This is a genomic window from Microbacterium sp. TS-1 (assembly GCF_000509385.1).
GTDB lineage: Bacteria > Actinomycetota > Actinomycetes > Actinomycetales > Microbacteriaceae > Microbacterium > Microbacterium arborescens.
In genome coordinates this window covers 208,585-232,560 of the sequence record NZ_BASQ01000001.1, presented here as the reverse complement: position 1 = coordinate 232,560, position 23,976 = coordinate 208,585, and the positions used below count along the sequence as shown (strand labels likewise).

16 protein-coding genes are annotated in these 23,976 nt (G+C 71.7%); 10 read left to right on the top strand and 6 right to left on the bottom strand.

What is annotated here, in order from left to right:
• Positions 1-12: 12 nt before the first annotated feature.
• From mvk to MTS1_RS00960, 6 genes are read left to right on the top strand one after another with little or no spacing between them, the layout of a single operon-like run.
• Positions 13-1,017: a mevalonate kinase gene (gene mvk / locus MTS1_RS00985; protein ID WP_023950585.1), complete on the top strand. Its 1,005-nt coding sequence runs from the start codon at positions 13-15 to the stop codon at positions 1,015-1,017.
• Positions 1,014-1,982: a diphosphomevalonate decarboxylase gene (gene mvaD, locus MTS1_RS00980; RefSeq protein WP_023950583.1), complete on the top strand. Its 969-nt coding sequence runs from the start codon at positions 1,014-1,016 to the stop codon at positions 1,980-1,982. Before mvk ends, mvaD begins: the two co-directional genes overlap by 4 nt.
• A complete protein-coding gene (locus tag MTS1_RS00975) occupies positions 1,979-3,124 on the top strand; it encodes a phosphomevalonate kinase (RefSeq protein ID WP_052007542.1) in 1,146 nt (381 codons plus the stop codon). The genes mvaD and MTS1_RS00975 overlap by 4 nt, the downstream gene beginning before the upstream one ends.
• A complete protein-coding gene (gene fni / locus MTS1_RS00970) occupies positions 3,114-4,193 on the top strand; it encodes a type 2 isopentenyl-diphosphate Delta-isomerase (protein WP_023950579.1) in 1,080 nt (359 codons plus the stop codon). The genes MTS1_RS00975 and fni overlap by 11 nt, the downstream gene beginning before the upstream one ends.
• Positions 4,190-5,236, top strand: coding sequence for a 3-hydroxy-3-methylglutaryl-CoA reductase (locus tag MTS1_RS00965; RefSeq protein WP_023950576.1), 1,047 nt, complete (start codon positions 4,190-4,192; stop codon positions 5,234-5,236). The genes fni and MTS1_RS00965 overlap by 4 nt, the downstream gene beginning before the upstream one ends.
• Complete coding sequence (locus MTS1_RS00960; protein WP_023950574.1) at positions 5,233-6,387, top strand: hydroxymethylglutaryl-CoA synthase; 1,155 nt, start codon at positions 5,233-5,235, stop codon at positions 6,385-6,387. The genes MTS1_RS00965 and MTS1_RS00960 overlap by 4 nt, the downstream gene beginning before the upstream one ends.
• A gap of 152 nt (positions 6,388-6,539) precedes the next feature.
• Here MTS1_RS00960 and MTS1_RS00955 read toward each other — a convergent pair whose 3' ends face one another.
• Both MTS1_RS00955 and MTS1_RS00950 read right to left on the bottom strand, forming a co-directional pair.
• Positions 6,540-9,446 (bottom strand): UPF0182 family protein, encoded by a 2,907-nt coding sequence (locus MTS1_RS00955; protein ID WP_023950572.1) that lies wholly within the window; start codon positions 9,444-9,446, stop codon positions 6,540-6,542.
• Between the two features lie 41 nt (positions 9,447-9,487).
• On the bottom strand, positions 9,488-10,609 hold the full coding sequence (locus MTS1_RS00950) for a PDZ domain-containing protein (protein WP_036304569.1): 1,122 nt from the start codon (positions 10,607-10,609) through the stop codon (positions 9,488-9,490).
• 125 nt (positions 10,610-10,734) lie between these two features.
• Between MTS1_RS00950 and MTS1_RS00945 the strand changes: the two genes are divergently transcribed.
• Positions 10,735-12,156, top strand: coding sequence for a zinc-dependent metalloprotease (locus MTS1_RS00945; RefSeq protein WP_023950566.1), 1,422 nt, complete (start codon positions 10,735-10,737; stop codon positions 12,154-12,156).
• A 784-nt stretch (positions 12,157-12,940) separates the two neighbouring features.
• On the opposite strand, the gene MTS1_RS00940 is transcribed toward MTS1_RS00945, so the two are convergent.
• Entirely contained in the window at positions 12,941-14,695 is a 1,755-nt protein-coding gene (locus MTS1_RS00940; protein ID WP_052007540.1) for an ATP-dependent helicase, read from the bottom strand.
• Positions 14,692-15,600, bottom strand: a complete 909-nt coding sequence (nudC, locus tag MTS1_RS00935) for an NAD(+) diphosphatase (RefSeq protein WP_023950560.1) — start codon at positions 15,598-15,600, stop codon at positions 14,692-14,694. The genes MTS1_RS00940 and nudC overlap by 4 nt, the downstream gene beginning before the upstream one ends.
• Before the next feature lie 65 nt (positions 15,601-15,665).
• Between nudC and MTS1_RS00930 the strand changes: the two genes are divergently transcribed.
• On the top strand, positions 15,666-16,940 hold the full coding sequence (locus tag MTS1_RS00930) for an aminoglycoside phosphotransferase (RefSeq protein WP_023950558.1): 1,275 nt from the start codon (positions 15,666-15,668) through the stop codon (positions 16,938-16,940).
• Positions 16,941-16,965: 25 nt separating this feature from the next.
• On the opposite strand, the gene MTS1_RS00925 is transcribed toward MTS1_RS00930, so the two are convergent.
• Complete coding sequence (locus tag MTS1_RS00925) at positions 16,966-20,244, bottom strand: ATP-dependent DNA helicase (RefSeq protein WP_023950557.1); 3,279 nt, start codon at positions 20,242-20,244, stop codon at positions 16,966-16,968.
• On the bottom strand, positions 20,241-23,312 hold the full coding sequence (locus tag MTS1_RS00920; protein ID WP_036304568.1) for an ATP-dependent DNA helicase: 3,072 nt from the start codon (positions 23,310-23,312) through the stop codon (positions 20,241-20,243). Before MTS1_RS00920 ends, MTS1_RS00925 begins: the two co-directional genes overlap by 4 nt.
• A gap of 140 nt (positions 23,313-23,452) precedes the next feature.
• Here MTS1_RS00920 and MTS1_RS00915 point away from each other — a divergent pair, with 140 nt between their 5' ends.
• Complete coding sequence (locus MTS1_RS00915) at positions 23,453-23,677, top strand: DUF3107 domain-containing protein (RefSeq protein ID WP_023950555.1); 225 nt, start codon at positions 23,453-23,455, stop codon at positions 23,675-23,677.
• Between the two features lie 2 nt (positions 23,678-23,679).
• The gene (locus MTS1_RS00910) at positions 23,680-23,970 is read left to right on the top strand and encodes a hypothetical protein (protein WP_023950554.1); all 291 of its coding nucleotides are present in this window, start codon (positions 23,680-23,682) and stop codon (positions 23,968-23,970) included.
• The last annotated feature ends 6 nt before the right edge of the window (positions 23,971-23,976 follow it).

The following is a 23,976-nucleotide window of genomic DNA, read 5'->3' as shown; positions in this document are numbered from 1 at the left end:
CGACGAAATTCCATGACTGCACCGACCGACGTCCCCATCGCACCGGACGCCCGTCTGCACGTGGCAACGCACGGCTCGGCCGCGGAGCCCGGAGCGACGGGTCGCGCCGGTGCGAAGGCTATCCTCCTCGGCGAGCACGCGGTCGTGTACGGCCGCCCGGCGATCGCGATCCCCGTGCGCGCCCTCGGAGTCGAGGCGCATGCACGTCCCGCCGACGACCGCGGCCACCTGTCGAGCACCCTCTACCACGGGCCCATCGCCCAGGCGCCGGACCGCCTCGGCGTCACCCTGACAGCGATGCGGGCCGCGCTCGCCGCGGCCGGCCGGCCGGGCGCCGCACTCGACATCGCGATCGAGAGCAGCATCCCGGCCGAACGCGGGCTCGGCTCGAGCGCCGCCGTCTCGGCCGCGGTCATCGAGGCCGTGCTCGGTGCCTGCGGGTTCGCGGCCGATGACGAGACGATGCACGATCTCATCCAGACCGCCGAACGCGCCGCGCACGGCGCACCGAGCGGTCTCGACGCCCGCACGGTCCGCGCCCGTAAGGCCGTGTGGTTCGACCGAGGTCGCATCGAGCCCGTCTCGGTGGGCGACGACCTCGTCTTCGTCATCGCCGACACGGGCGTGCGCGGGCGCACCCGCGAGGCCGTTGCGGCCGTCGCGCACCGCCGCGAGGAGGACCCCCGCGGCGTGGAGTCGGCTCTGGACGAGCTCGGCGAGCTTGCGACCGCGTTGCGTCGCGATGTCTCGACGGCCGACCGCGACGCGATCGGGAGTGCGATGAACCGCGCTCACGAGCTGCTGAACGGACTGGGCGTCGGAGACCCCGCCCTCGACCACCTCGTCCACGCGGCCATGGCGGGCGGCGCGCTGGGAGCCAAGCTGACCGGCGGGGGTCGCGGCGGCTGCGTCCTCGCGCTCGCCCGCGACACCGCGTCCGCCGAGGAGCTCGGCGGACGACTCACCCGCGCCGGCGCCGCCGCGGTCTGGACCACCACCGTCGAAGGAGTGGCATGAGCACCGCGACAGCCATCGCGCACCCGAACATCGCACTCGTGAAGTACTGGGGAAAGCGCGACAGCACGCTGAACCTCCCCGCGACGGGGAGCCTGTCGATGACACTCGACATCTTTCCGACCACCACGACCGTGAGCCTCGACGAGGACGCCGCCGGCGACATCCTCGTCTTCAACGGCGACGAGCGTGCCGACGGACCCGCGGAGCGCGTCACGCGATTCCTCGACATCGTCCGGGAGCTCTCGGGAAGCGCGGTCGCCGCTCGTGTCGAGACGGTGAACACGGTTCCGTCGGCGGCCGGACTCGCGTCGTCGGCCTCCGGATTCGCCGCACTGGCCGTCGCTGCCGCGCACGCCTACGGACTCGACCTCGACGCCCGCGCCCTCAGCCGCCTCGCCCGCCGCGGGTCGGGGTCGGCATCCCGTTCGATCATCCCCGGCTTCGCCATCTGGCACGCCGGCGACAGCGATGAGACGTCATTCGCCGAGGCCGTCGACGCGCCCGACCTGGCGATGGTCGTCGCGATGGTCGAGAAGCGCGAGAAGCCGGTCTCCAGCCGTGAAGCCATGCGTCGCACGGTGCTGACCTCGCCGTTCTACCCCGCGTGGGTCTCGTCGACCGCGGAGAGCCTCGACGCCGCCGCCGAAGCATGCCGCGCCGGCGACGTCGAGCGCCTCGGGCGGATCACCGAGGTCAACGCGCTGCGGATGCACGCCCTCATCCAGTCGTGCGATCCGCCCATCCGCTACCTGAGCCCGGTCAGCGTCGAGATCTTCGATCGCGTCGCCGCCCTCCGCGACGCGGGTATCGGAGCGTGGGCCACCGCCGACGCGGGTCCCAACGTCGTCGTGCTGACGCGACCCGAATCGGTCACCGCCGTCACCGACGCACTCGAGGGCATCGCCGAGCTCGCCGTCGCGCGCCCCGGCCCCGCCGCAGCCCTCGTCACGCGAGCAGGCGAATGACGCACGCCGAGACCACCGGCGCGATCGTCGCGCACGCGCCCGGAAAGCTCTTCGTCGCCGGCGAGTACGCCGTCGTCTCTCCCGGCGAGCCCTCGGTGCTGATCGCCGTCGACCGCTACCTGACGGTGTCGCTGACCGAGAGCGTCGACGCGGGCAGCATCCACTCCCCCGAATACAGCCGGATGCCGGTGCGCTGGACCCGCGGTCAAGACGGGCTGACCCTGGACCGCGAGCACCACCCCTACGACTACGTCATCGCGGCGATCGAAGCCTGCGAGCGGCTCCGGGCCGAGCGGGGGCTGCGCCCGCGCTTCTTCGACCTGTACATCGAAAGCGGTCTCGACGATCCCAGCGGACGCAAGTTCGGGCTCGGCTCGTCCGCCGCGGTCACCGTCGCGACCATCGCCGCGATCGACGAGTTCTATGGTTTCGAGCTGGGCACCCGGGGCCGGTACGAGCTGGCGATGCTCGCGACCATCGCCGTCGCCCCTCACGCTTCCGGCGGCGACGTCGCCGCCAGCACGTACGGCGGGTGGATCGGCTACCGCTCGCCCGATCGCGACCTGCTGCGCGCGGCCCGAACGCAGCACGGCGTCGCGGACGTCCTGGGGTCCGAGGCCTGGGACGGTGCCGAGATCATTCGCCTGACTCCCCCGTCGGGTCTCGACCTGCTCGTCGGCTGGACCGGGCACCCGGCGTCCACCGAGCGACTCGTCAGCGGGGTCTCGCGCGGCACGAACGTCACCGGCGACGCCCACACCGGGTTCCTGGAGGCCTCGCGCGAATGCGTGAGCGACCTGTGGCGGGCCCTCGCGGGACGCGGGGCCGACGCTGCCGGTCATGCGGTGTCGGACGACGATCTCGCCCTCGACGCGATCCGCCGCAACCGGCGCCTGCTGCAGGGCCTCGGCGCACGCACGGGCGTGACCATCGAGACCGACCGGCTGCGCATCCTGTGCGACGCGGCCGAAGCGATCGGTGCCGCCGGCAAGCCCTCCGGCGCCGGCGGAGGCGACTGCGGCATCGTGCTCGCCCCGGCCGACGCTGACGTCGCCGGCATGCTCCGCGTCTGGGAGACGAACGACATCCGACACCTCACGATCGGCGTGCATCCGCCGGAAGGAGAGCACCATGCCGGCTGAACAGGCTTCCGAGCGCAAGGACGACCACGTCCGTCTCGCCGCTGCGCAGCAGAAGGAGACGCCGCGGCCGAACGGCTGGGACGACGTGCGCTTCGTGCACCACGCCCTCGCCGGAGTCGACGCCGACCGCGTCGACCTCGCCGTCGATGTGGCCGGCGCTCGGTGGGAGCTGCCCTTCTACGTCAACGCCATGACCGGCGGCAGCGCCTCGACGGGCGCGATCAATCGCGACCTCGCGATCGCCGCGCGCGAGACCGGCGTCGCGATCGCCTCCGGCTCGCTGAGCATCGCCCTCGACAACCCCGAGCTCATGGGCACGTTCCGCGTGATCCGCGACGAGAACCCGGACGGCTTCGTCATGGCCAACGTCGGGATCGAACGATCGCCGGACGACGCGCGACGCGCGGTCGAGGCGCTCGAGGCCAACGCCCTCCAGGTGCACGTGAACGCGATGCAGGAGACCGTCATGCCGGAGGGCAGCCGCTCTTTCTCGAGCTGGCCGGCCTCGCTCGAGGCCATCGTCGCCGCCGTCGAGGTTCCCGTCGTCGTGAAAGAGGTGGGATTCGGTCTGAGTGCCGACACGCTCTCCCGCCTCGGATCGATCGGGGTCCGCCTCGCCGACGTCTCCGGGGTCGGCGGTACCGACTTCATGCGCATCGAGAACGACCGGCGCTCGGGCCGTGACTACGCCTACCTCGCCGGTTGGGGGCAGTCGGCGGTGGAGTGCCTGCTCGAGGCGCCGGCAGACGCGCCCGTCCTGCTCGCCTCGGGAGGAGTCCGCACACCGCTCGACGTCGCGCGCGGCCTCGCCCTCGGCGCTCGCGCCGTCGGCGCGTCCGGATCATTCCTCTCCGTCGTGCTCGACGGCGGTGCGGATGCCCTGATCTCGCGTATCCGGGAATGGTCAGACCACCTGACGGCGTTGCACTCTCTGGTGGGGGCGACCCGTCCGGACGACCTCCGCCGAACCGACCTGATCATCCACGGACGCGCGGCCGAGTACGCCCGCGCCCGAGGCATCGACATCGACAGCCTGGCGCGCCGCGCCGGCGGGAAGGACGCGCGATGAGCGCCGAGTTCACCCCGATCCCCCTCCGGTGGGTGGGACCGCTTCGGCTGACCGGAGACGTCGAAGCCGAGCAGGAGGTGCCCCTCGCGACCTATGAGTCGCCGCTGTGGCCGTCCGTCGGCCGCGGCGCGCGCATCTCGCGACTCGTCGACGACGGCATCCGCGTCACGGTCGTCGATGAGCGGATGACGCGCTCGTCGCTGTTCGTCGCCGACACCGCGGCCGCCGCCGTCGCGGCATCCCGCGCCATCATCGCGCGCTTCGACGAGCTGGCCGCCGGTGTATCGGAGCGCAGCCGGCACGCCAAGCTCATCGACCTCGACACCGAGGTCGTCGGCAACCTGCTCTACCTCCGCTTCGCCCTGACGACCGGCGACGCCTCGGGCCACAACATGGTCACCTTCGCCGCCGAGACGCTCATGGAGCGTGTGCTCTCGTGGCACCCGGAGCTCTCCTACGGCTCGATCTCCGGAAACTACTGCACCGACAAGAAGGCGACCGCCGTCAACGGCATCCTCGGACGCGGGCGCAACGTCATCGCCGAGATCCTCATCCCCGCAGACCTCGTCGAGAAGCAGCTGCGCTCCTCCGCGCAGCGCATCGTCGACCTGAATGTCCAGAAGAACCTCGTCGGCTCGACGATCGCCGGGGCCCTGCGCTCGGCCAATGCCCACTATGCCAACATGCTGCTCGCGTTCTACCTGGCGACCGGTCAGGACGCCGCGAACATCGTCGAAGGCTCGCAGGGCTTCACCTGGGCCGAGGTCCGCGGCGAGGGCGACCTCTACTTCTCCTGCACGCTCCCCCACCTCATCGTCGGCACCGTCGGCAACGGCAAAGACCTGCCCGCCGTCGACGATGCGCTCGCCCGCCTCGGCTGCCGCGACGAGCGCCCCTCCGGCGAGAACGCCCGGCGCCTCGCCGGCCTGATCGCCGCCACCGTCCTCTGCGGCGAGCTGTCCCTGCTCGCCGCCCAGACCAACCCCGGGGAGCTCATGCAGTCGCACCTGCTCCTCGAGCGCAGGAAGGATTCCACGAAGTGACCACCATCGGCATCCACGACCTCGCCGTCGCCACCGCCTCGCACGTCGTCGAGCTCGATGATCTCGCGTCGCGCGCCGACATCGACCCCGCGAAGTTCCGCGTCGGGCTCGGTCAGGAGCAGATGAGCATCCCGGGTCTGGACGAGGACATCGTCACGATGGGCGCCGCCGCCGCGCAGCGCATCATCGATCGCCACGGTGTCGACGGCATCCGCACCCTGTTCTTCGCCACCGAGACCGGGATCGACCAGTCGCGCGCGGCGGGGGTGCACGTTCACGAGCTCCTCGGACTGCCGCGCTCCGTCCGCGTCGTGGAGCTGAAGCAGGCGTGCTACTCGGCCACCGCCGCGCTGCAAGCCGCTGCCGGACTCATCGCGCGCAATCCCGACGAGCGCGTCCTGGTGATCGCCAGCGACGTCGCCCGCTACGAGCTCGACACCGCCGCCGAGCCCACGCAGGGTGCCGGGGCCGTCGCCTTCCTCGTGTCCGCCGACCCCGCGATCGCTGTTCTCGAGACCGCCGCCGGTGTCTACACCGCAGAGGTCGACGACTTCTGGCGCCCGAACGACAGCGTCACCGCGGTCGTCGACGGCAAGCTCTCGGTCAGCGCCTATCTCGACGGCGTTGCAGGCGCCTGGGACGACTACCGTTCGCGCGGCGGCGTCGACATCGATCAGATCGACTGGTTCTGCCACCACCAGCCGTTCACGAAGATGGCGGTCAAGGCGCACCGCGCCCTCGGGCAGCACCTGGGTGTCGAGCTCGCCCCCGAGCTGGTGACCGCCACGACCGGTTACAACCGCCGTATCGGCAACTCCTACACGGCGTCGCTCTACATCGCCCTGGCGGCTCTCCTCGAGGGCGAGAACGACCTGACCGGATCGCGCATCGGACTCTTCAGCTACGGCTCGGGCTCGGTCAGCGAGTTCTTCACGCTCGTCGTCCAGCCGGGCTACCGCGAGGCGACGCGCGGCGCCGAGACCGAGGCGATCCTCGCGGCCCGCACCCCGGTCGACGTGCCGACTTACCGCGAGCTGCACGATGCGGCGCATCGCGACAGCACCGTCGATGTGGAGATCGCGCCCGACTCCCCCGGCCCCTTCCACTTCGCCGGACTCTCCGGCCGCGCCCGCCGCTACACCCGCGACTGACCCGCGCTCGCTCCGCGAGAGCGCACGAACGCACGGTTCCAGAACCCTGGCACCGTGCGTTCGTGCATTCTCGCCGCTGAGCCCGAGCGGATGCAGGCCGAACGCACAGAGGGCCCCGACCGGAGTCGGGGCCCTCTGTCATGCGGCGGGGGTCAGTTCTGGCCCTGCTCGCCGAGCTCGAGCAGACGCGAGATCGCTTCCGTGAGCTTGGCGTCGGCGGCGCCGTACGCGGCCCAGTCCGCGTTCTGCATCGCGGTGTTGCGCTCGGCGAGAGCGTCACGGGCCTGGTTGAGCGCCGTCTGGTAATCCGAGCTCGGCGTCGTCGGCGCCGTTCCGCCGTCACCGGAGTCCGGGGTCGCCTCGTCGCCCGGGCTGGGCTCGGGAACGACGTCGGTGTCACCGGTGCTCGCACCCGAGTCGCCGCCGAACAGCTTGTCGAGGGCTTCCTGCAGCGTGTCCTCGAAGGCGACCTGATCGCCGAAGCCGACGAGCACCTTCTGCAGGGTGGGGAGCTTGGTCGCTCCCGACGACTGCACGAACACGGGCTGAACGTAGAGCAGACCGCCGCCCACGGGAAGGGTCAGGAGGTTGCCGTTGATGACCTCCGACTGGCCCTGGCGCAGGATGTTCGAGAACGACGACACGACGGGGTCGGCGTTGAAGGTGTTCTGCACCTGGCCGGGGCCCGGAACCGGTGTCTCGGCGTTGACCTCCAGCATCCGGAGCTTGCCGTACTCGGGGCTCACGACCCCGGCCTCGGAGCCCGCATCGGAGTCGACCGAGAGGTACCCCATCAGGACGTTGCGCGTGTCCTGACCGCCGGGGATGAACGACGAGAACATCGAGTACGACGGCGCGTCCTGACCGGGCATCTTCATCGTGAGGTAATACGGCGGCTGCAGCTGGGTGTCCTGCTGCGGGTCGTTCGGCGTCTTCCACGCGTTGTCGCGCGAGTAGAACGACTGGGCGGTGTCGACGTGGTAGGTGCCGAGCATCGCCCGCTGCACCTTGAACAGGTCGGTCGGGTAGCGCACGTGGCTCATGAGGTCGCCACTCATCTCGCTGATCGGCTTGAGCGTGTTCGGGTAGACCTTCTGCCATGCCTGCAGCAGCGGATCCGTCTCATCCCACGCATAGAGCGTCACCTCGCCCGAGTAGGCGTCGACGGTCGCCTTCACCGAGTTGCGGATGTAGTTGATGTTGTCCAGCGCGACGCGCGGCTGCGGGTTGGACGAGTCGGAGATCGCGTCGCTGAGGCTGACGATCGACGAGTAGGGGTAGTTCGCGCTGAGCGTGTAGCCGTCCACGATCCACACGATGCGTCCGTCGACGACCGACGGGTAGGGGTCGTTGTCGAGCTCGAGGTACGGCGCGACCTTCTGCACGCGCGTCGCGGGGTCGCGGTCGTACAGGATCTGCGACTCCTCGTTGATCGCGTCCGAGAACAGGATGTCGGTCGACTGGAATTTCAGCGAGTAGATCAGACGGTGGAAGACGTCGCCGATCGACGGACCGCCGTCGCCCTCGAACGTCGTCTTGGTCTGGCTCTCGCCCTCCTGGCCACGCGGGTAGTCGAGCTCGATGGGCGACGAGCCCTCGGGGGCCCCGACGATCGAGTACGTCGGCGAGAACTCGCCGAAGTACACGCGCGGCTCGTACTTCTGGCCGTTCGTCAGCTCACCGGATGCCGGGATGCCGCGCTCGACGAAGACCGGGTTGCCGTCAGCGGTGCGCTCGTTGCCCTTGGCGGCGACCATTCCGTAACCGTGCGTGTAGACGAGGGTCGTGTTGTACCAGGATGCCGCGTCACCGAGCTGGTTGACGTTGAGCTCGCGCACCGAGACGACGGTGTCCTGCGACTGTCCGTCGATCTCGTAACGGTCGACGTCGAGGGGCTCGGCGAACTGGTAGTACGAGCGGTACTGCTCGATCTGACGGACTGTCGGGCCGATGATCGCGGGATCCATGATGCGGATGGATGCCGTCGTGTCGGCGTCGGCGCGCAGCTGACCCGGCTCGACATCGGTCACGGCCTGGAAGTCGGTCTTCTCGAGCCCCGAGATGCCGTAGGCCGCCTTGGTGCCCTCGATGTTGCGCTCGTAGTACTGCGACTCGAGCGTCAGCTGGTTCGGCCGCACCTGAACGTTGTTGACGAACCACGGGTAAGCGACGCCGACGACGAGCGAGGTCACCACCAAAAGGCCCGTGCCGATGAGCGGGAAGCGCCAGCGGCCGATCACGGCGGTGACGAAGAAGAGCACGGCCACGATGGCCGCGGCGATGGCGAGGATCGTCTGTCCGGGGATGACGGCGTTGACGTCGACGTAGCCGGCGCCCGTGATGCGGTCATTGGGGGTGACCAGGGTGCGGTAGCGGTCGATCCAGATGCTCACGCCCTGCACCAGCAGGTAGATGCCGGCGATGACGGCGAGCTGGATGCGCGCGGACTTCGAGATGCGCAGCTCGCGCTGGCCGACACGGACCGAGCCGTAGAGGTACGACACGAGGGCGGTGACCAGGAGGCAGACGATGACGATCGCCGAGACGAAGCCCACGGCCGCCGAGAGGAACGGCAGGGTGAACAGGTAGAAGCCCGTGTCGAGCCCGAACTGCGGGTCCGTGGTTCCGGTCGTCCCACCGTTGATCCACAGGGCGACGGTCTCCCACTGCGCCGAGGCGGCGAAGCCGGCGAAGAACCCGAAGAAGGTCGGGATGCCCCACATGCCCAGCCGGCGCAGCGGTTCGACGACCTCCTGATAACGGTCGAGCTGCGAGCTCAGGCGGGCGTAGACCGGTCGCAGCCGATAGGCGAGCTGGATCGAGAGCCAGACAGGCACCGCCATCGCGACGAATCCGACGACGAACATGATCGCGCGTGCCGCCCACTGCGTCAGCAGCACGCCGTCGAAGCCGAGTTGACGGAACCACAGCCAGTCGGCGTACAGGCTCGCGAAGATGAAGAACGCCACCACCACAGCCGCGATGACGGCGAGGGTGATGCCGACAGCGCGGCGGGATCTGCTGGGTGTGGCCGGATTCGGCACTGAGGTCGTGGTCACCCCTCCATCCTAGGCGCCGCCCGCTGGGGGGAAGCCGAGCCTCAGCCCGCGGTGCAGGTCGGCAGGGCGTCGAGATCGCCGCCCTCGCTGACCGTCTCGACGACCGAGAGCGCGTCGTCGAGATCCGCGACCGAGAACACGCGGAGGCCGTCCGGGATGTGGCCCACGACCTCGTTGCAGTTGCGCTCAGGCGCGAGGAACCAGGCCGCCCCCGCATCCTTGGCGCCGTAGAGCTTCTGTCGGATGCCGCCGATCGGCCCGACGTTGCCGGTCGCGTCGATCGTGCCGGTTCCCGCGAATCGCTCGCCGCCGGTGAGCTCGCCGGGCGTGAGCGTGTCGATGATCCCCAGGGCGAACATCATCCCCGCGCTCGGGCCGCCGACGTTGTCGAGCTGGAGGGTGACGTCGATCGGGAAGTCGAAGTCCTGCGCGATCGTGACACCGATGACCCACCGCGTTTCGCCGTCGGTCGTCATCTGCTTCGGGGTGACCTCGACGGATCGCTGCTGACCGGACCGGTCGACCTCGAGCATGAGCGCGCGTCCGCCCGCCGCATTGACGGCGTCTCGCAGACCCGCCGTGGTCGTGACGGGCTGCCCGTCGACCGAGCGGATCACGTCGTCCGGCTCGAGGATGCCTGCCGCGGGCGAGTCGTCTGCGAGCTGGTGAACGCGCACGAGGGAGGTGACGTCGTAGCCGAGCTCGGACAGGGCCGCGGCGGTCGCTTCCTTCTGCGAGTCGACCATGAGCGCGGCGTTCTCATCGTTGCGCTGCTCAGTCGTGACGCCCTCGGGGAAGATCTCGTCGATGGGGACGACGGCGCGCGCCGGGTCGAACCAGGCGGCGGCGAGCTCGAGCCACGACGGCGTGCGCTCGCGGTTGCCGAGGACCTCGACGGTCAGGAGGTCCAGGGTGCCGGAGGTCGGGAACGTCTCGGCGCCCGAGATGCTGATGAGGGGGCGCTGCTCGCCGTCGCCGGAGGCCACGGACCCGAGGGTGTCGTACACGGGTCCCGGCCGCTGGATCACGAAGGAGGTGGGCACGATCGTCAGGATCAACAGCGCGACCAGGGAGAAGGACACCGCCCAGAGTCCCGCGAGGGAGGCCCGGCTCATGCGGCGTCGGGGCGCGGGGACGGGGGCGTTCTCGTCGAAAAGTGACACGTGCTGCTTTCTGATCCCGGTCGTTCGCGACCGGCGAAAGCGAACGAGGTCCGTTCGCGCCGTGCGACGAGGTCGTGCGGCTAGCGTAGAACGCGAGCTGACCGCCCTGCTGAAAGGCGCCTGACATGGCTGATGACGACCGCTCTCCCGAGGACGAGTTCCAGGAGCTGCTCCGCAACCTGCTGGGCCAGGGCGGCACGCTCGGGCCCGAGCAGCTCGAGCGTCTGTCGGCCATGGGGGTCGACCCGGCGATGCTGCACCAGATGATGCAGCATCTCCAAGGCGCCTTCGCCGCCGGAGGCGACGGCGGCGTCGACTGGAGCGCGACCCGCACACAAGCCCTCCACCTGGCCAATAAGGACGGACACGGCATCAGCGCCGGCGACCGGCAGGACTTCTCCGACGCGTTCGCCCTGGCGACGCTGTGGCTGAGTGAGGCCACGACGATCTCGGACCTGCCCGCACCGCCGCGCGCGCTGACCCGTGGCGCGTGGGTGGAGGCGACGCTGCCGGTGTGGCAGGAGCTGGCCGAACCGGTCGCGACCTCGGTCGCCGACGCCCTCACCGCCGCGCTCGAGTCGCAGGCTCCGGAGGAGATGCAGAGCATGATCGCCGGGGCCGGCCGGCTCATGCGGACCGTCGGGGGCTCACTCTTCGCCGCGCAGCTGGGCGCTGTCGTCGGCAAGCTCTCGCTCGAGGTCGTCTCAGGCGGTGATGTGGGCATCCCCGTCATGCCCGACGGCGAGGCCGCGATCCTGCCGCAGAACTTCGCCGACTTCGGACGCGATCTCGGCATCGATGACGAGCAGCTCGCTCTGGCCCTCGCGACGCGAGAACTGGCCCATGCCCGTCTGTTCCGCCATGCCCGGTGGCTGCGGCTCCACGTGATCTCGCAGGTCACCGACTTCGCACGGGGGATTCATGTCGACACCGACGCCCTCGAGGAGCTCGCGTCGCGCTTCGATCCCTCCCAGCCCGAAGAGCTGCGCCAGGCGCTCGAGAGCGGCGTGCTGCTTCCCCAACGCTCCGAGGCGCAGGCCGCCGCGCTCACCCGGCTGGAGCACCTGCTCGCGACGATCGAGGGCTGGGTCGACGTCGTCTCCGCCGATGCGACGACTCGTCTGCCCGCGGCCGACCGGATCTCCGAGGCGGTACGCCGCCGCCGGGCCGTCGGCGGCCCTGCCGAGCAGGCCATGGCCTCTCTCGTCGGGCTGGAGCTGAGACCGCGGCGGCTGCGCGAGGCCGCAGCCATGTGGCGTGCCATCACGGATGCCGTCGGCACCGATGCCCGCGACAGCCTGTGGGACTATCCCGACCTCATGCCCACCCCCGCCGACGTCGACGACCCTGCAGCCCTGATCGGGCGGCTCCAGGCCCGCGCGCGGGGCGAGGCTCCCGAGCGCGATGAGATGGACGACGCGCTCGACGCGCTACTGGCCTCCGCCGCGGCCGGCGACGACGCCGGGACAGCCGAGGGCGACGAGGCGACCGACGATCCTCGCGGCCGTCGGGACGAGGACGGCCCCGAGGGCCCTACGCCCGTCTGACCGGGTCCCGACCAGCCGCGCCGCCGAGTCCCGCTCCTCCCCAGCGGCGCGGGACCACCGGGCCCGCCCTCGGGCTGTGGAGACGCCGGCACGTCGGCGGGCGGGCTGTCGAGAATCGGGGTCATGCTCCGTCTCGATGCGTCCGCCGCGCCGCTGTGGCGCTCTCCCTCGGCCCTGCAACTGGGCGATGAGCCCGGAGCGGCGGTGCTCGACCCCGTCGAGCCGTGGCACGAGCGCGTGATCCACGCCCTGGTGAACGGCATACCGGATGATCTGTTCGACACGATCGCCCGCGACGCGGGCGCTCCTGCCGATGAGGTTCCCCGGCTGCGCCGGCTGCTGTGCCCGGTGCTCGCAGAGCCGCGCCCGCGGCCGTCCGTCGCCCTCTCTTTCGGCGACGACGTCGGTCCCGCTGATCGGCGAACGGTGCAGCATGCGTTCGCGGCGGCCGGAGCCCAGGTCGGGGCGGCGCAGGCCGCCGCAGTCGCCAGGGTCCCGGAGCGGGTCGTCGTCCTGGTCGCCTCCCGCCTCGTCGAGCCGCGGCGAGCCGCTGCCCTCGTCGCCGACGACGTCGCTCACCTGGCCCTCGAGCTCGCCGGGGACCGTGTCGCGGTCGGGCCGCTCGTCGTACCGGGCCGGACGGGCTGCCTGGCCTGCCTGCATGAACATCGACGCGACCGGGATGCCGCGTGGCCGGTGCTCGCCGCACAGCTCCTGGGCCGTCCGTGTCCTCCGACCGATCCGGCGCTCATCTCTGCCGCCTGCGCGATGTCGCTGCAGCTGATCAGCGCGCCGGTGACGGAGCGGACCCGGTCGATGACGCTGCGGGCGTCGTTCGGCGAGCCGACGTGGCACGACCACGAACCTCATCCAGCGTGCTGGTGCCGATCTCCCGGACGAAGCGAGACACCTGCCGTTCGTAGCGCCCCGAGGTCCGAGCCCACGACAGCGTCAACGTTCGCGCAGCTCGCGTGACACCCACGTAGGCCAGTCGGCGCTCCTCGTCGATCTGCTCGAACGTCGTGGCGTAGGCGATCGGCAGCAGTCCCTCCGCAAGGCCCACGAGGTGGACGTGATCCCACTCGAGGCCCTTCGCGGCGTGAAGGGTCGACAGCGTCACGGTCCGCGTGGCGATCTCGTGCTGATCCTTCGCCCGCACCTGCAGCTCATCGGTGAACGCCCGCATCGTGGTACCCGCCGGCGCCTCCTCGGCGAGGCGGAGCAGCGCCGCGCGCGCCTCCCAGGCGTCACGGAGCGGACCGCCCGCCGGGGGCGGCTCGTCGCTCAGACCGAGCGAGCGCAGGATCGACCGGACGTCGGCGACGAGGTCGCCGGACGAGGGCGCCACGGACGCGCCGCGCAGGGCCATCACGGCCTGGCGCACCTCGGGGATGTCGAAGAAGCGTGCGCCTCCGAGCACCGCGGCGGCGATGCCGCGCCGCGCCAGCGCCGCCAGGAGCGGCGCCGACTGGGCGTTCACCCGATACAAGACGGCGATGTGGCGCGGATCGATCCCCCGCGCGAGCTGCTCTGCGACCGCTTCGGCCACGCCGTCCGCTTCGGCGGTGTCGTCGGCGAATGCACGGATCGTCGGGCGCGGATGATCGGGGGTCGCGCGATCGGCCGTGAGCTCGAGAGCCCCGGGGCGGCCCCGCATGAGAGCGTTCGCCACGGCGACGACGCCCGCCTCGGAGCGGTAGTTGCGTTCGAGCCGCAGAATCCGCGCATCCGGATGCCGGGTGCCGAATTCCAGCAGGTACGACGGGTCGGCGCCCGCGAAGGAATAGATCGTCTGGCTGGCGTCACCGACGACGCAGAGATCACGGCGTTCGCCCAGCCAGAGCTCGAGCAGGCGGTGCTGCACGGGCGAGACGTCCTGGAACTCGTCCACGGTGAAGTGGCGGTACTGCTCGCGCACTTCAGCGACGACGCGCGGCTCGGCCTCGAGCATCCCCGCGCACGCGAGCAGCACGTCCTCGAAGTCGAGCTGCCGCCGCTCGTCCTTCACCTGCTCGTACGAGCGCTGCAGCGCGACCACCGCGTCGAGCGAGAGCGAGCCGACCGGTTCGGGCCTGTCGAGGGCGTATCGCTCGATGGAACGCATCGTGATCTTCCGCCACTCGATACGCGTCGCGACATCGCGCAGGACGGCCGGATCGGGGTCCAGCCCGATCGCGTCGGCCGCCTGCGCGAGCAGCCGCACCTTGCTTCCCAGGATCGTCGGCGCAGCGTCGCCGGCGAGCTGCGGCCAGAAGTAGTTCAGCTGTGCCAGAGCCGCGGAGTGGAACGTGCGCGCGGCGACGCCGCCGACGCCCAGGGCGCGCAGTCGACCCCGCATCTCCCCCGCGGCTTTCGCCGTGAAGGTGACCGCCATGACCCGGTTCGGCGAGTACGCGCCGGTCTCGACGCCGTGCGCGATGCGGTGGGTGATGACGCGAGTCTTCCCCGACCCGGCCCCCGCGAGCACGCACACGGGACCGCGCAGCGCGGAGGCCGCCTCGCGCTGCTGCTCGTCGAGTCCGGCGAGAGGATCTGTCATGCGTCGTCCCCGCACCAGTCGACGATCAGGCGACGAGCGATCGAAGCGGAGCCGGGCAGCATCACCGGCCCCGCGCCCGCGAGCGAACTGCGGATCTCCGCGCGGTCGAACCAGCGGACGGCGACGATCTCGTCGCCGTCGGGACGTGCTCGCGAGGCGTCGGTCGCCACAGCGTGGAAGCCGAGCATCAGGGAGCGCGGGTACGGCCACGCCTGCGACCCGCGGTAGACGAGGTCGTCGACGACGACGCCCGCTTCCTCGGCGACCTCGCGACGGATCGCGGTCTCGAGGGATTCGCCCGCTTCGACGAATCCGGCGAAGGTCGAGAATCGGTTGTCCACGGCCCACGCGGCGTTCTGCCCCAGAAGCAGGCGCTCGTTGCCGGCGTCACTGACGGCGACGATCACAGCGGGATCGGTCCTCGGGAACTGTTCCCGGCCGCATCCCGTGCACACGCGCGACCACCCGGCCGACCGCAGCCGCGCGGGCGCTCCACAGCGCGGGCAGAAGCGGAAGTCGGAGAACCAGCGGCCGAGGGCGACCGCCGTCACGAATGCTCCCGCATCCTCGTCGACGAGGTCGCCGCCCGACATCCGCAACGAGGCCCAGCTGTCGTCGCCGTCGTCGCCGCCGTCGGCGGGGATCGCCTGCGCGGCGATGAGCCGGGCCGAGCCGTCGGCGGCGCGCCCGAGGAAGGCCCATTCGGTCGTTCCCTCCTCGTCCGCGACGAACTCGGGAGCTTCCCAGACGAGGCGGTCGCCCCGAACCCGGGCTCGGTCGCCCCGTACCGTCACCACGCGCGTCGTCGGGTCGGCGCGAAGACGGTCGAGGAGCGTTTCGTCGGAACGTTCTTCCGGTGACGGCTCGAAAACGGACCGGGCCAGCGCCGGCGGCTGCATTCGCATCTCGGGGACCTCTCTCGCGGGCGTGGCGCGTCGGCCTGCGCGGCCGCCCGACCTACCCTGATGGCATGGCTCGCTCTCCCTTCACTCTAGCCGCGTCCGTCAGTTCGGCTCTTCCCGGCGCCGCAGTCGTGGCGGCGGCGGAATTGACCGAGCGGGCGGACGGGCGATACGACAGCGCGCTGGTGACGCTGGAGGACGGACGACGCGTCGTCGTACGGGTTCCGGTCGACGTCGACGCCGACCTCGAGCTCGTCGCCGACACCCGTGCGCTCCGTGCGCTGACCCCCGGGGTGCGCGGGCTGCTGCCGTTCGAGGCGCCCACGGTGCTCGGCACCGCCCGGATGGGAGGCTTCACCGCCGTCGTGCAGGAATACGTCCCGGGGTACCGTGTCGAGGCCGGCCACATCCCGCCGGGTCGCGGCGCGGCCTGGTCGCTCGGATCAGCGATCGCGCGCGTCCACGCACTCCCCCACGCGGTCGCCCGCGACGCCGGTCTGCGCACCCGCACGAGCGCCGAGGTGCGCCAGGACGCCGAGCGCCTGCTCGACCGCGCGGAGGCGACGGGATCGCTTCCGTTCGGGCTGCTCCGCCGCTGGAGCACCGCGCTCGGCGAGGATCGGCTGTGGCGGTTCGAGGCCACCATCACCCTCGGCGGCGTCGACCCCGGTCGTTTCGTCCTGAGCGACACCGCAGCCGGCCCGACGGTAACGGGCCTGCTCGCGTGGCACGGTCTGGGCGTCGGCGATCCGGCCGAGGATCTGCGCTGGCTGGCTTCGGCACCCGACGCTCGCGACGACGTCCTCGCCGCGTACGCCGAAGCGGCGCACCACACGCCCGATGCCGCGCTGGCCGCACGTTCCCGGCTCTACGCCGAGCTGGAGTTCGCCCGGTGGCTGGCTCACGGACACGAGACCGGCGCAGAGCGGGTGGTGGAGGACGCCGTCGCACTGCTGTCCGCGCTCGACGAGGGCGTTCGCGATGAACCCCTTCTTCCGGAGGACTACAGCACCGTCGACGACGCGCTCGAGCTGCTCGGCCGTACCCCGACCGCGGTGACGGCCGGTGACACCTCGATGCAGACCGACACCTACGACCCGGCGCTGCTGGCCGCCTACCTCGCCGACCAGGACACCGCTGAGCAGGCCGACATCGAGACGATCCCGATCGACTTGTCTGATTGGACGCCCGACGGCGCGTCGAGCGACCGGCGCGGCGACACCGGCGCCGCCCCCACCGTCCCCGCGTCGGCGCCGGATGGATCGTCGGCGGACGACACCGACGATCCCGAGCACGCCGAGGCGGCCCGCAACGCGCTGCGGCGGTGGTCTTCGGCCGAGTGAGGTCCCGGGGCCGACACCCCAGGACTCAGCCCCGCAGCACGAGGTCGTCGGCCACGTAGAACAGCGCGACGTCGATCTCCGACTCGGGGATGCCGTGCCGGATCGAGTACGCCCGCCGGTAGAGCTCGAGCTGCAGCATCCGTTCGGCGCGCTCGGCCGGCGTTCGCGGCGGACGGCCGGTCTTCCAGTCGACGATCTCGATGCGCCCGCCGCGGTCGGCACGGCGGTACACCGCGTCGAGCTTGCAGATGATGACGTGCGGGCGGCCGTCGCCGAGGAGGCGGTCATCGGCAAAGTCGATCTCGGTCTCGACCTCGATCGGCTGGAGGTCGGCCCATTCGGAGCGGAGGAAGATCTCCTGCAGACGGCTCAGCTCGCCCTCTCCGGCGGCGGGCCCCTCAGCGGGGTCGTCGACGTCCCACAGCGGCGCGTCGGGCTGCGGACCCCGCGCGGTGATACCCGAGCGCTGCTCCACCCACGCGTGGAAACGGGTGCCCAACCGGGTCTCGCGGTACGGACGCTCGGGCAGCGGACGCAGGGTCGCCTCGACGGCGGCCCCGTAGTCGGCGGCGTAGTCCTTGAAACGCGATGCGGGGATGCGCGTGGGGGCGGCACGACGAGCACCGGCGGACCGCTCCTCGCGCTCCGCGAGCAGCAGCGCGAGATCGCGTTCGGCCTCGTCGCGCTCGGCGGCCTGCTGTGCGCCCCGCACGAGCGTCGCCGCCGCCTCCACGCGGCCGCGGCGCTCGCCCAGCGGGTCCAAGGGCCACCGCATGATCTGCCGCCGATCGTTATAGGGGTTCTCCCCCGGCTCGCTATCGGGAAGCTCGTGGCCGAGCGCGATCGCGATCTCTCGCAGGAACGGGCTCGGACCGCGGGGATTCCGGGTGCCCGACCACGGCGAGCCGCTGAGGAGCAGCGCGTCGCGGGCACGCGTCACGGCGACGTACGCGAGGCGGCGCTCCTCCTCGCGCTGGCGTTCGGCGTTGTCCTCGGCGAACCGGGTGAGCGCCGCCTTGAGGTCCTGCTGGGTCGGCGACACGTGCGCCTCCCACCCCAGCTGGGGCAGCCAGCGCGCGTCACCGCGGAACGCGTACGGCAGCACGCCGAAGCCGAGCCACCCCTGTTTGTCGCGCGGGCGGGCGGGCAGCTCGTCCGCGACGACCCGCGCCACGGCCACGGCATCCCACTCCAGCCCCTTGGATCCGTGGATCGTGAGAATCTGCACGACGTCGTCTTCGGGGGGCTCGGTGCGCGGCGCGAACTCGTCTTGACGCTCGGCATGGTCGAGCCACGCGAGCAGACTCGGCAGCGACCCCGACTCGTCGGTCGCGAGGAAGCCCTGCAGCTCATCGACGAAGGCCCGCAGCTGGTCCGACGCGACGCGTGCGGGGCCTCTGCTCTCGTTCGCGGCCAGTTCGATGTCGAGCCGCAACTCCGCCTCGATCAAGCGCACGAGCTCGGGAATCGGCATGGATGAGGCACGGCGCAGGCCGGCGAACGTCGCGGCGGCGTCGCGCAGACGCTCGCGACCGGCGTCGCTGAAGTCGGCGAGCCAGCCGTGATCGGGGCCGACACGCACGAAGAAGTCGAGCGCGTCGATGAGTGAGGCGTTCTCTTCGGTCGCACTCTCCGCGGCGAGCGGCTGCAGTGCGACGTCGGAACGCGCGAGTCGGCGCCCCAGCTCGGCGAGCGAGCGGAGGTCGCGGAGCCCGATGGACCAGCGCGGTCCGCCCAGCAGGCGGAGCAGCGCCGACCCTGCTGACGGATCGCTGATGACCCGCAGCGCCGAGACCACGTCGACCACTTCGGGAGTGCTGAGCAGTCCGCCCAGACCGAGGATCCGGTGCGGGATGCCACGCCGCGCGAGGGCGTCGGCGAAGCGCACCATGTGCTTCTTGCTGCGCAGCAGGATCGCCGCGCTCGTCGGAAGACCGCGCCGCTGGCGGCCCGCTCGCACCTCTTCGAACCACCCGGCGACGCGCTCGGTCTCGGCATCGAGGTCGGTCTCGAACACGATGTCGACATCACCACCGGGCGCCCCCGGACGCGGCCGCAGCTGATCGACGGGCACGGGAGAGCGCGCTGCGAGGGGCTCGAGCACCGCATTGGCGGCATCCAGGATCCGTGCGCTGTTGCGCCAGCTCGTCGCGAGGGAGTACCGCCCCGAGCCGCCCGCGGGGGCGAACGCGGCGGCGAAGTCGCCGAGGTTGCCCGCGCTCGCGCCGCGCCAGCCGTAGATGGACTGGTGCGGGTCGCCGACGGCCATCACGGATGTGCCGGCGAACACCGCGCTCAGCAGCTCGGTCTGGACGACCGAGGTGTCCTGGTACTCGTCGAGCAGCACGACGGGGTACCGCGCGCGCAGATCAGTGGCGACAGCCGGATGGGCGCGGACGATCGTCAGGGCACCCGCCACCTGATCGGAGAAGTCGATGACGCCGGATCGCAGCTTGCGCCGCTGGTACTCGACGGCGAGGTCGGCGAGCAGCGGCAGGCCCGCGACCTGCTCGGCGGCACGCGCCACGTCGGCGTAGACGGTGGTGCCGCTGCGGGTCGAAGGGCGCTCGCGGACATCTTGGAACGCCGCGCCGAAATGAGCGAGCTCGTCGAAGTCGACCAGGTTGTCGACGCCGTCGCGCGCGATGCGCAGCGCGCCGTCGATGATGCTGCGCAGGGCGTTCTCCCGCGTCTCGAGACGTTCGTCGTCGGAGTCGAGGACCACCCGACGCATCAACAGCCACGCCGCGGATTCGCTGAGGACGGCGGCCTCGGGATCGCGCCCGATGCGCACCGCGTTCTCGCGGACGATGCCGTCGGCGAAGCTGTTGTACGTCGAGACCGTCGGGCGCTCGAGCAGCGCGTCGGTCGCGGGGCCGAGCGTCTGCGCCCCCGTGTCATCGACGAGCCGTCGTTGCGCGGCATGCCGGCGCGCGCCCCCGGGATCGCCCGCTCGCTCGAGCTCTCCGAAGACGTCGAGTGCGCCTCGCCGGTGCAGCGCGTCGAGGTGCCGCAGCAGACCGGCGTCCTCGAACTCCGCGAGGCGATCGAGCCGCCGGCGGATCCGTTCGCTCAGCTCACCCGCGGCCTTGCGGGTGAAGGTCAGCCCGAGGATGCCCGAGCGCGGGACGTGCCCGTTCGCGACGAGCCAGACGACGCGGCCCGCCATCGTCTCGGTCTTCCCGCTGCCGGCGCCGGCCACGACGAGAGCCGGCGCGAGCGGCGCGGAGATCACTGCGCTCTGCTCCGGCGTGGGAGGGAACTGGCCGAGAGCGGCCGCGAGCGCGGCAGGCGAGACGATCATGTCGCGCTCACCGCCGCGATCGTGTGAATGCGGCAGAGCCCGAACGAATGGTCGTCGCGGCAGTGCTCCTCGAACGGAGCCTCGAAGCTGACCCCTCCCATGACGCGTGCCGCGCCGCGCACCCGACCGAGGAAGGCCGCGCGCTCGTCGTCGCCGAACGGCGGCTGACGGGGCGCGGCATAGTCCTTCGTGGCTGCCGTCGGGCGCAGCACGAGCAGCATCGCTCCGCCCGGGGGCAGCCCCGCCGCCGCGGGGATCGCGCCGTGCTCGTGCGCGAGCTGATAGGCCGCGAGCTGCGCGTGATGGGTTACCGCACGGTCGGTCTGCGGTTCCCGCTTGCCCGTCTTCAAGTCGACGATCACCACGCTCCCGTCGGCGCGCAGCTCGACGCGGTCGACCGCGCCGCTCAGGACGATGCGCCCGTCGGCGTCGTCGTGGGCGAGCTCCACCTCGAAGCGCGGCTCGGCTCCCAGCAGGCGCCCGCCGTCGCGTTCGAAGTCGCGGAGGTAGCGAGCGAGCCGTCGGACGAGGTCGCGGGCACGCGCCCGCTCCGCCCGTTCCCGCCAGGCGGACTCGAACTCGAGCTCGCTCCAGCGTGCCGCCACCGCCTGCCACAGCGAGTCCTCGTCGGGCGACGCGATCTCGAGGGCGCTGTGCACGATCGTGCCGATGCCCGCCGTCGCGCTCGACGCGTCGCCGCCGAGATCGGCGATCACCCAGTTCAGCTGGCACTCCTCGAGCGTCTCCAGACGCGAGGGCGATACGCGGATCGTCTCGACCTCGCGATCGCGCAGCGGCGCGGTCGTGGTCGGCGGGCGGACACCGAACCATTCGACGGGATCGGCGCCGGCGACACCCGCATCGGCCAGCAGCGCGAGCTGACCTGCTGCTGTGCGGCGATCGTCCTGCGCCGAACGAGGGTCGGTGAGGATGCGGCGGTGCCGCGCGACGAGGCCGCGAAGGGTCAGCGGATGCGCCGCCTCGGGTGGAGCCGCCTCCGCTTCCGGCAAGAGCTCGAAGAACGGGCTCGGGCCGGTGTCGTCGTCGTCGACGGCCGTGATCACGACGAGCTCTCGGGCCCGTGACACGGCGCGCGCGAACAGGCGGAGCTCGTCGTGGAGCACTCCCCGTCGACGATCCAGCGCATCCGCGACAGCGGGATCGTCGAACGGCAGGCGCCATGTGTCGAGCAAGCCGCCCCGCACCCGCAGGTTCGGCCAGATGCCGTCCTGCACGCCCGCGACGACCACCGTGTCGAACTCGGTGCCAAGGGCGGCTGCCGGGGTCAGCACACGGACGGCGCCGCTCACCGGAGGCGGGACGAATCGGTCGTCGCCGACATCGGCATCGAGGATGCCGCGGAGGAACACCACGGGCGTCGTTCCGTCCTCTCGCTCGCCGTGGCGCTTGGCCGCCTGGAACAGCGCCACCACGGCGTCGAGATCGCGGTCGGCCTGCGCGGCCAGCGGACCGTGGCCACGGGCGGCCTCACGCAGGGCCCGCTCGCGTCCGGATCCCTCCCACGCCGCCCAGAGCACTTCGTGGGCGGTGGCATCGTCGGCGATGAGGTCGGCGACCGCGCGCAGCGTGTCGGCGACGCGAGCGGCGCGTCGGGCCTCGCGCAGGTCGAGCACGGCGAGTTCGGCGGAATGGAGCATCGCCGAGCGCAGGAGCTCCCAAGCCGACACCGGCTCGCCCTCGCCCGGGGGGAACGCCTGTCGGAGCGCCGATCGGAGCCGGCGCTGGTCGACCGCATCCAGACCGGCACCCGAGAGCGCGGCGATGACCTCGTCGCGCTGCCACGTCTCCCCCGGCCGCGCCGCCAGATCGACGAGCCGCAGGAGGTCGCGCACCACGGGCGACTCTCCGAGCGAGGTTCCGGTGCCGGACGTCGCCGTCGGCACGTCGCGCGCGGCGAGCTCGGCCTCGAGCGCGGTCACCTGACGGCTGTCGTGTGCGATCACCGCGCACTCTTCCCACGGAACACCGTGGTGCACGTGCCGCTCCCTGAGCAGTCGCGCCACGGTGTCGAACTCCTCCGATCGGGAGCGCAGCGCCAGGGCGCGGACGCCCGCGAAGGGGGCATCCGGCTCCGGCGCCCGGCGGTGAGCGACCAGCCCGACGGCGCCGATGCGGGCGGTGACAGCGGAGACCAACGGGGCGTGTCGGCCCTCCGCTCGGTGCACGGTGTCGAGCACCAGGACGTCACCGCCTGCCGCGAGCCGAGCGAAGTTCTCCGGTGTGGCACCCCGGAACGCACCCGACCCCACGTCCGGGTCGCCGAAGGCCACGACGGCGATGCCCCGGGCTCGGCACGCCTCGAGGAGATCGACGCCTCCGGCGGTCAGCTCCTGTGCGTCGTCGACGAGCGCGACGCGCAGCTGCGGCAACCCCTGCCGCGACACGATGTCGACCGCTTCGCGGATGAGCCCCGCAGCGTCGCGGTGCGCGCCACGCATGGCATCCCGGACCGCGAAGTACTCCGCCATGAACGAGGCCGCCGCCTGCCACGCGGGCCGCCCCTCGCGAGCGGCGCGCTCCGCGAGAGCCCGGCTGTCGATGCCCGAAGCGGTGCATTCGGCGATGAAGGCGCGCAGCTCCGCACGGAAACCGCGCGAGCCTCGGACGTGCGCGGGCAGCTCGGCCGGCCATCGCGACCGTCCGTCGAGCTCGTCCTCCGCGTCGCCGTCGAGCAGGTCGCGGATGATGGCGTCCTCGTCGCCACCGGTCAACAGGCGCGGCGGTTCGACACCGCGGCGCACGGCGTCGCCACGCACGATCTGGAAGGCGAATGCCGGTACCGAGCGTGCCAGCGGACCGGCCGTGGCGACCCCGACCGCCACGCCGAGATCGTCGCGGAGGTCGGTCGCGGCCTGTCGAGTGGCGGTGAGGACGACGAGGGTGTCGGGGTCGACGCCCTCGGCCACCAAGCGGCGCACCCGCTCGACGATGGTGCGGGTCTTGCCCGTTCCCGGAGCACCGACCACCACGGCGCTCGCGTCGGCGGGGAGCGTCAGCACGCGCGACTGAGCGGCGTCGGGCGTGATGCCGACGGAGACCTGACCCATGCCTTCCACGCTAACCGGCACCGCCGACATCGGTTCGCCGCGGGCGTTCGCCCAGGGCGTGACCGCGCCGGCATCCCGACCCGGGCGGTGTCGTAGAGTCGAAGAGCGCCCGAGGCACGGGCGCGGAGGAGGATGAATCCGTGGAGATCCGTATCGGCATCGCGAACACCGGCCGCGAGCTCAGCCTCGAGTCCAACGAGTCCGCGGACGCGGTTCGCGCGACCGTCTCCGAAGCCCTCGCCTCGGGCGCTCCGTTCGTCGAACTGAGCGACGCGAAGGGCAGCTCCTACATCGTCCCGACCGCGGGCATCGCATTCGTCGAGGTCGGCACCGACCAGACCCGCCGCGTGGGCTTCGTGGCCTGACCGTGCAGATCGTCCTGGCGATCATCATCGGCGCGGCGATCGGGCTCGCGGCCGAGTTCGCGCTGCCCGGGCGCGAGGCGCGCGGAGCCGCTGTCGCGCCCGTGCTCGGAGCCGTCATCGGCGGCGTCGCGTGGACGGCGCTGACGTGGGCGGGCCTCGCTTTCGACAACCCCGTCATCTGGATCGTCGCGATCGTGGCGCCGGCCGTCGTGGTCCTCGCCGCGCTCACGCTGATGACGCGGGCGCGGGCCCGCACCGACGCCGCGGAGCGCCGCCGCCTCCGGATCGGCTGATCGCCG

Excerpts from the sequence above, each read along its gene's own strand:
- mvk (WP_023950585.1), top strand. The coding sequence starts at position 13 with ATGACTGCACCGACCGACGTCCCCATCGCACCGGACGCCCGTCTGCAC.
- mvaD (WP_023950583.1), top strand. The coding sequence starts at position 1,014 with ATGAGCACCGCGACAGCCATCGCGCACCCGAACATCGCACTCGTGAAG.
- MTS1_RS00975 (WP_052007542.1), top strand. The coding sequence starts at position 1,979 with ATGACGCACGCCGAGACCACCGGCGCGATCGTCGCGCACGCGCCCGGA.
- fni (WP_023950579.1), top strand. The coding sequence starts at position 3,114 with ATGCCGGCTGAACAGGCTTCCGAGCGCAAGGACGACCACGTCCGTCTC.
- MTS1_RS00965 (WP_023950576.1), top strand. The coding sequence starts at position 4,190 with ATGAGCGCCGAGTTCACCCCGATCCCCCTCCGGTGGGTGGGACCGCTT.
- MTS1_RS00945 (WP_023950566.1), top strand. The coding sequence starts at position 10,735 with ATGGCTGATGACGACCGCTCTCCCGAGGACGAGTTCCAGGAGCTGCTC.
- MTS1_RS00940 (WP_052007540.1), bottom strand. The coding sequence starts at position 14,695 with ATGACAGATCCTCTCGCCGGACTCGACGAGCAGCAGCGCGAGGCGGCC.
- nudC (WP_023950560.1), bottom strand. The coding sequence starts at position 15,600 with ATGCGAATGCAGCCGCCGGCGCTGGCCCGGTCCGTTTTCGAGCCGTCA.
- MTS1_RS00930 (WP_023950558.1), top strand. The coding sequence starts at position 15,666 with ATGGCTCGCTCTCCCTTCACTCTAGCCGCGTCCGTCAGTTCGGCTCTT.
- MTS1_RS00925 (WP_023950557.1), bottom strand. The coding sequence starts at position 20,244 with ATGATCGTCTCGCCTGCCGCGCTCGCGGCCGCTCTCGGCCAGTTCCCT.
- MTS1_RS00920 (WP_036304568.1), bottom strand. The coding sequence starts at position 23,312 with ATGGGTCAGGTCTCCGTCGGCATCACGCCCGACGCCGCTCAGTCGCGC.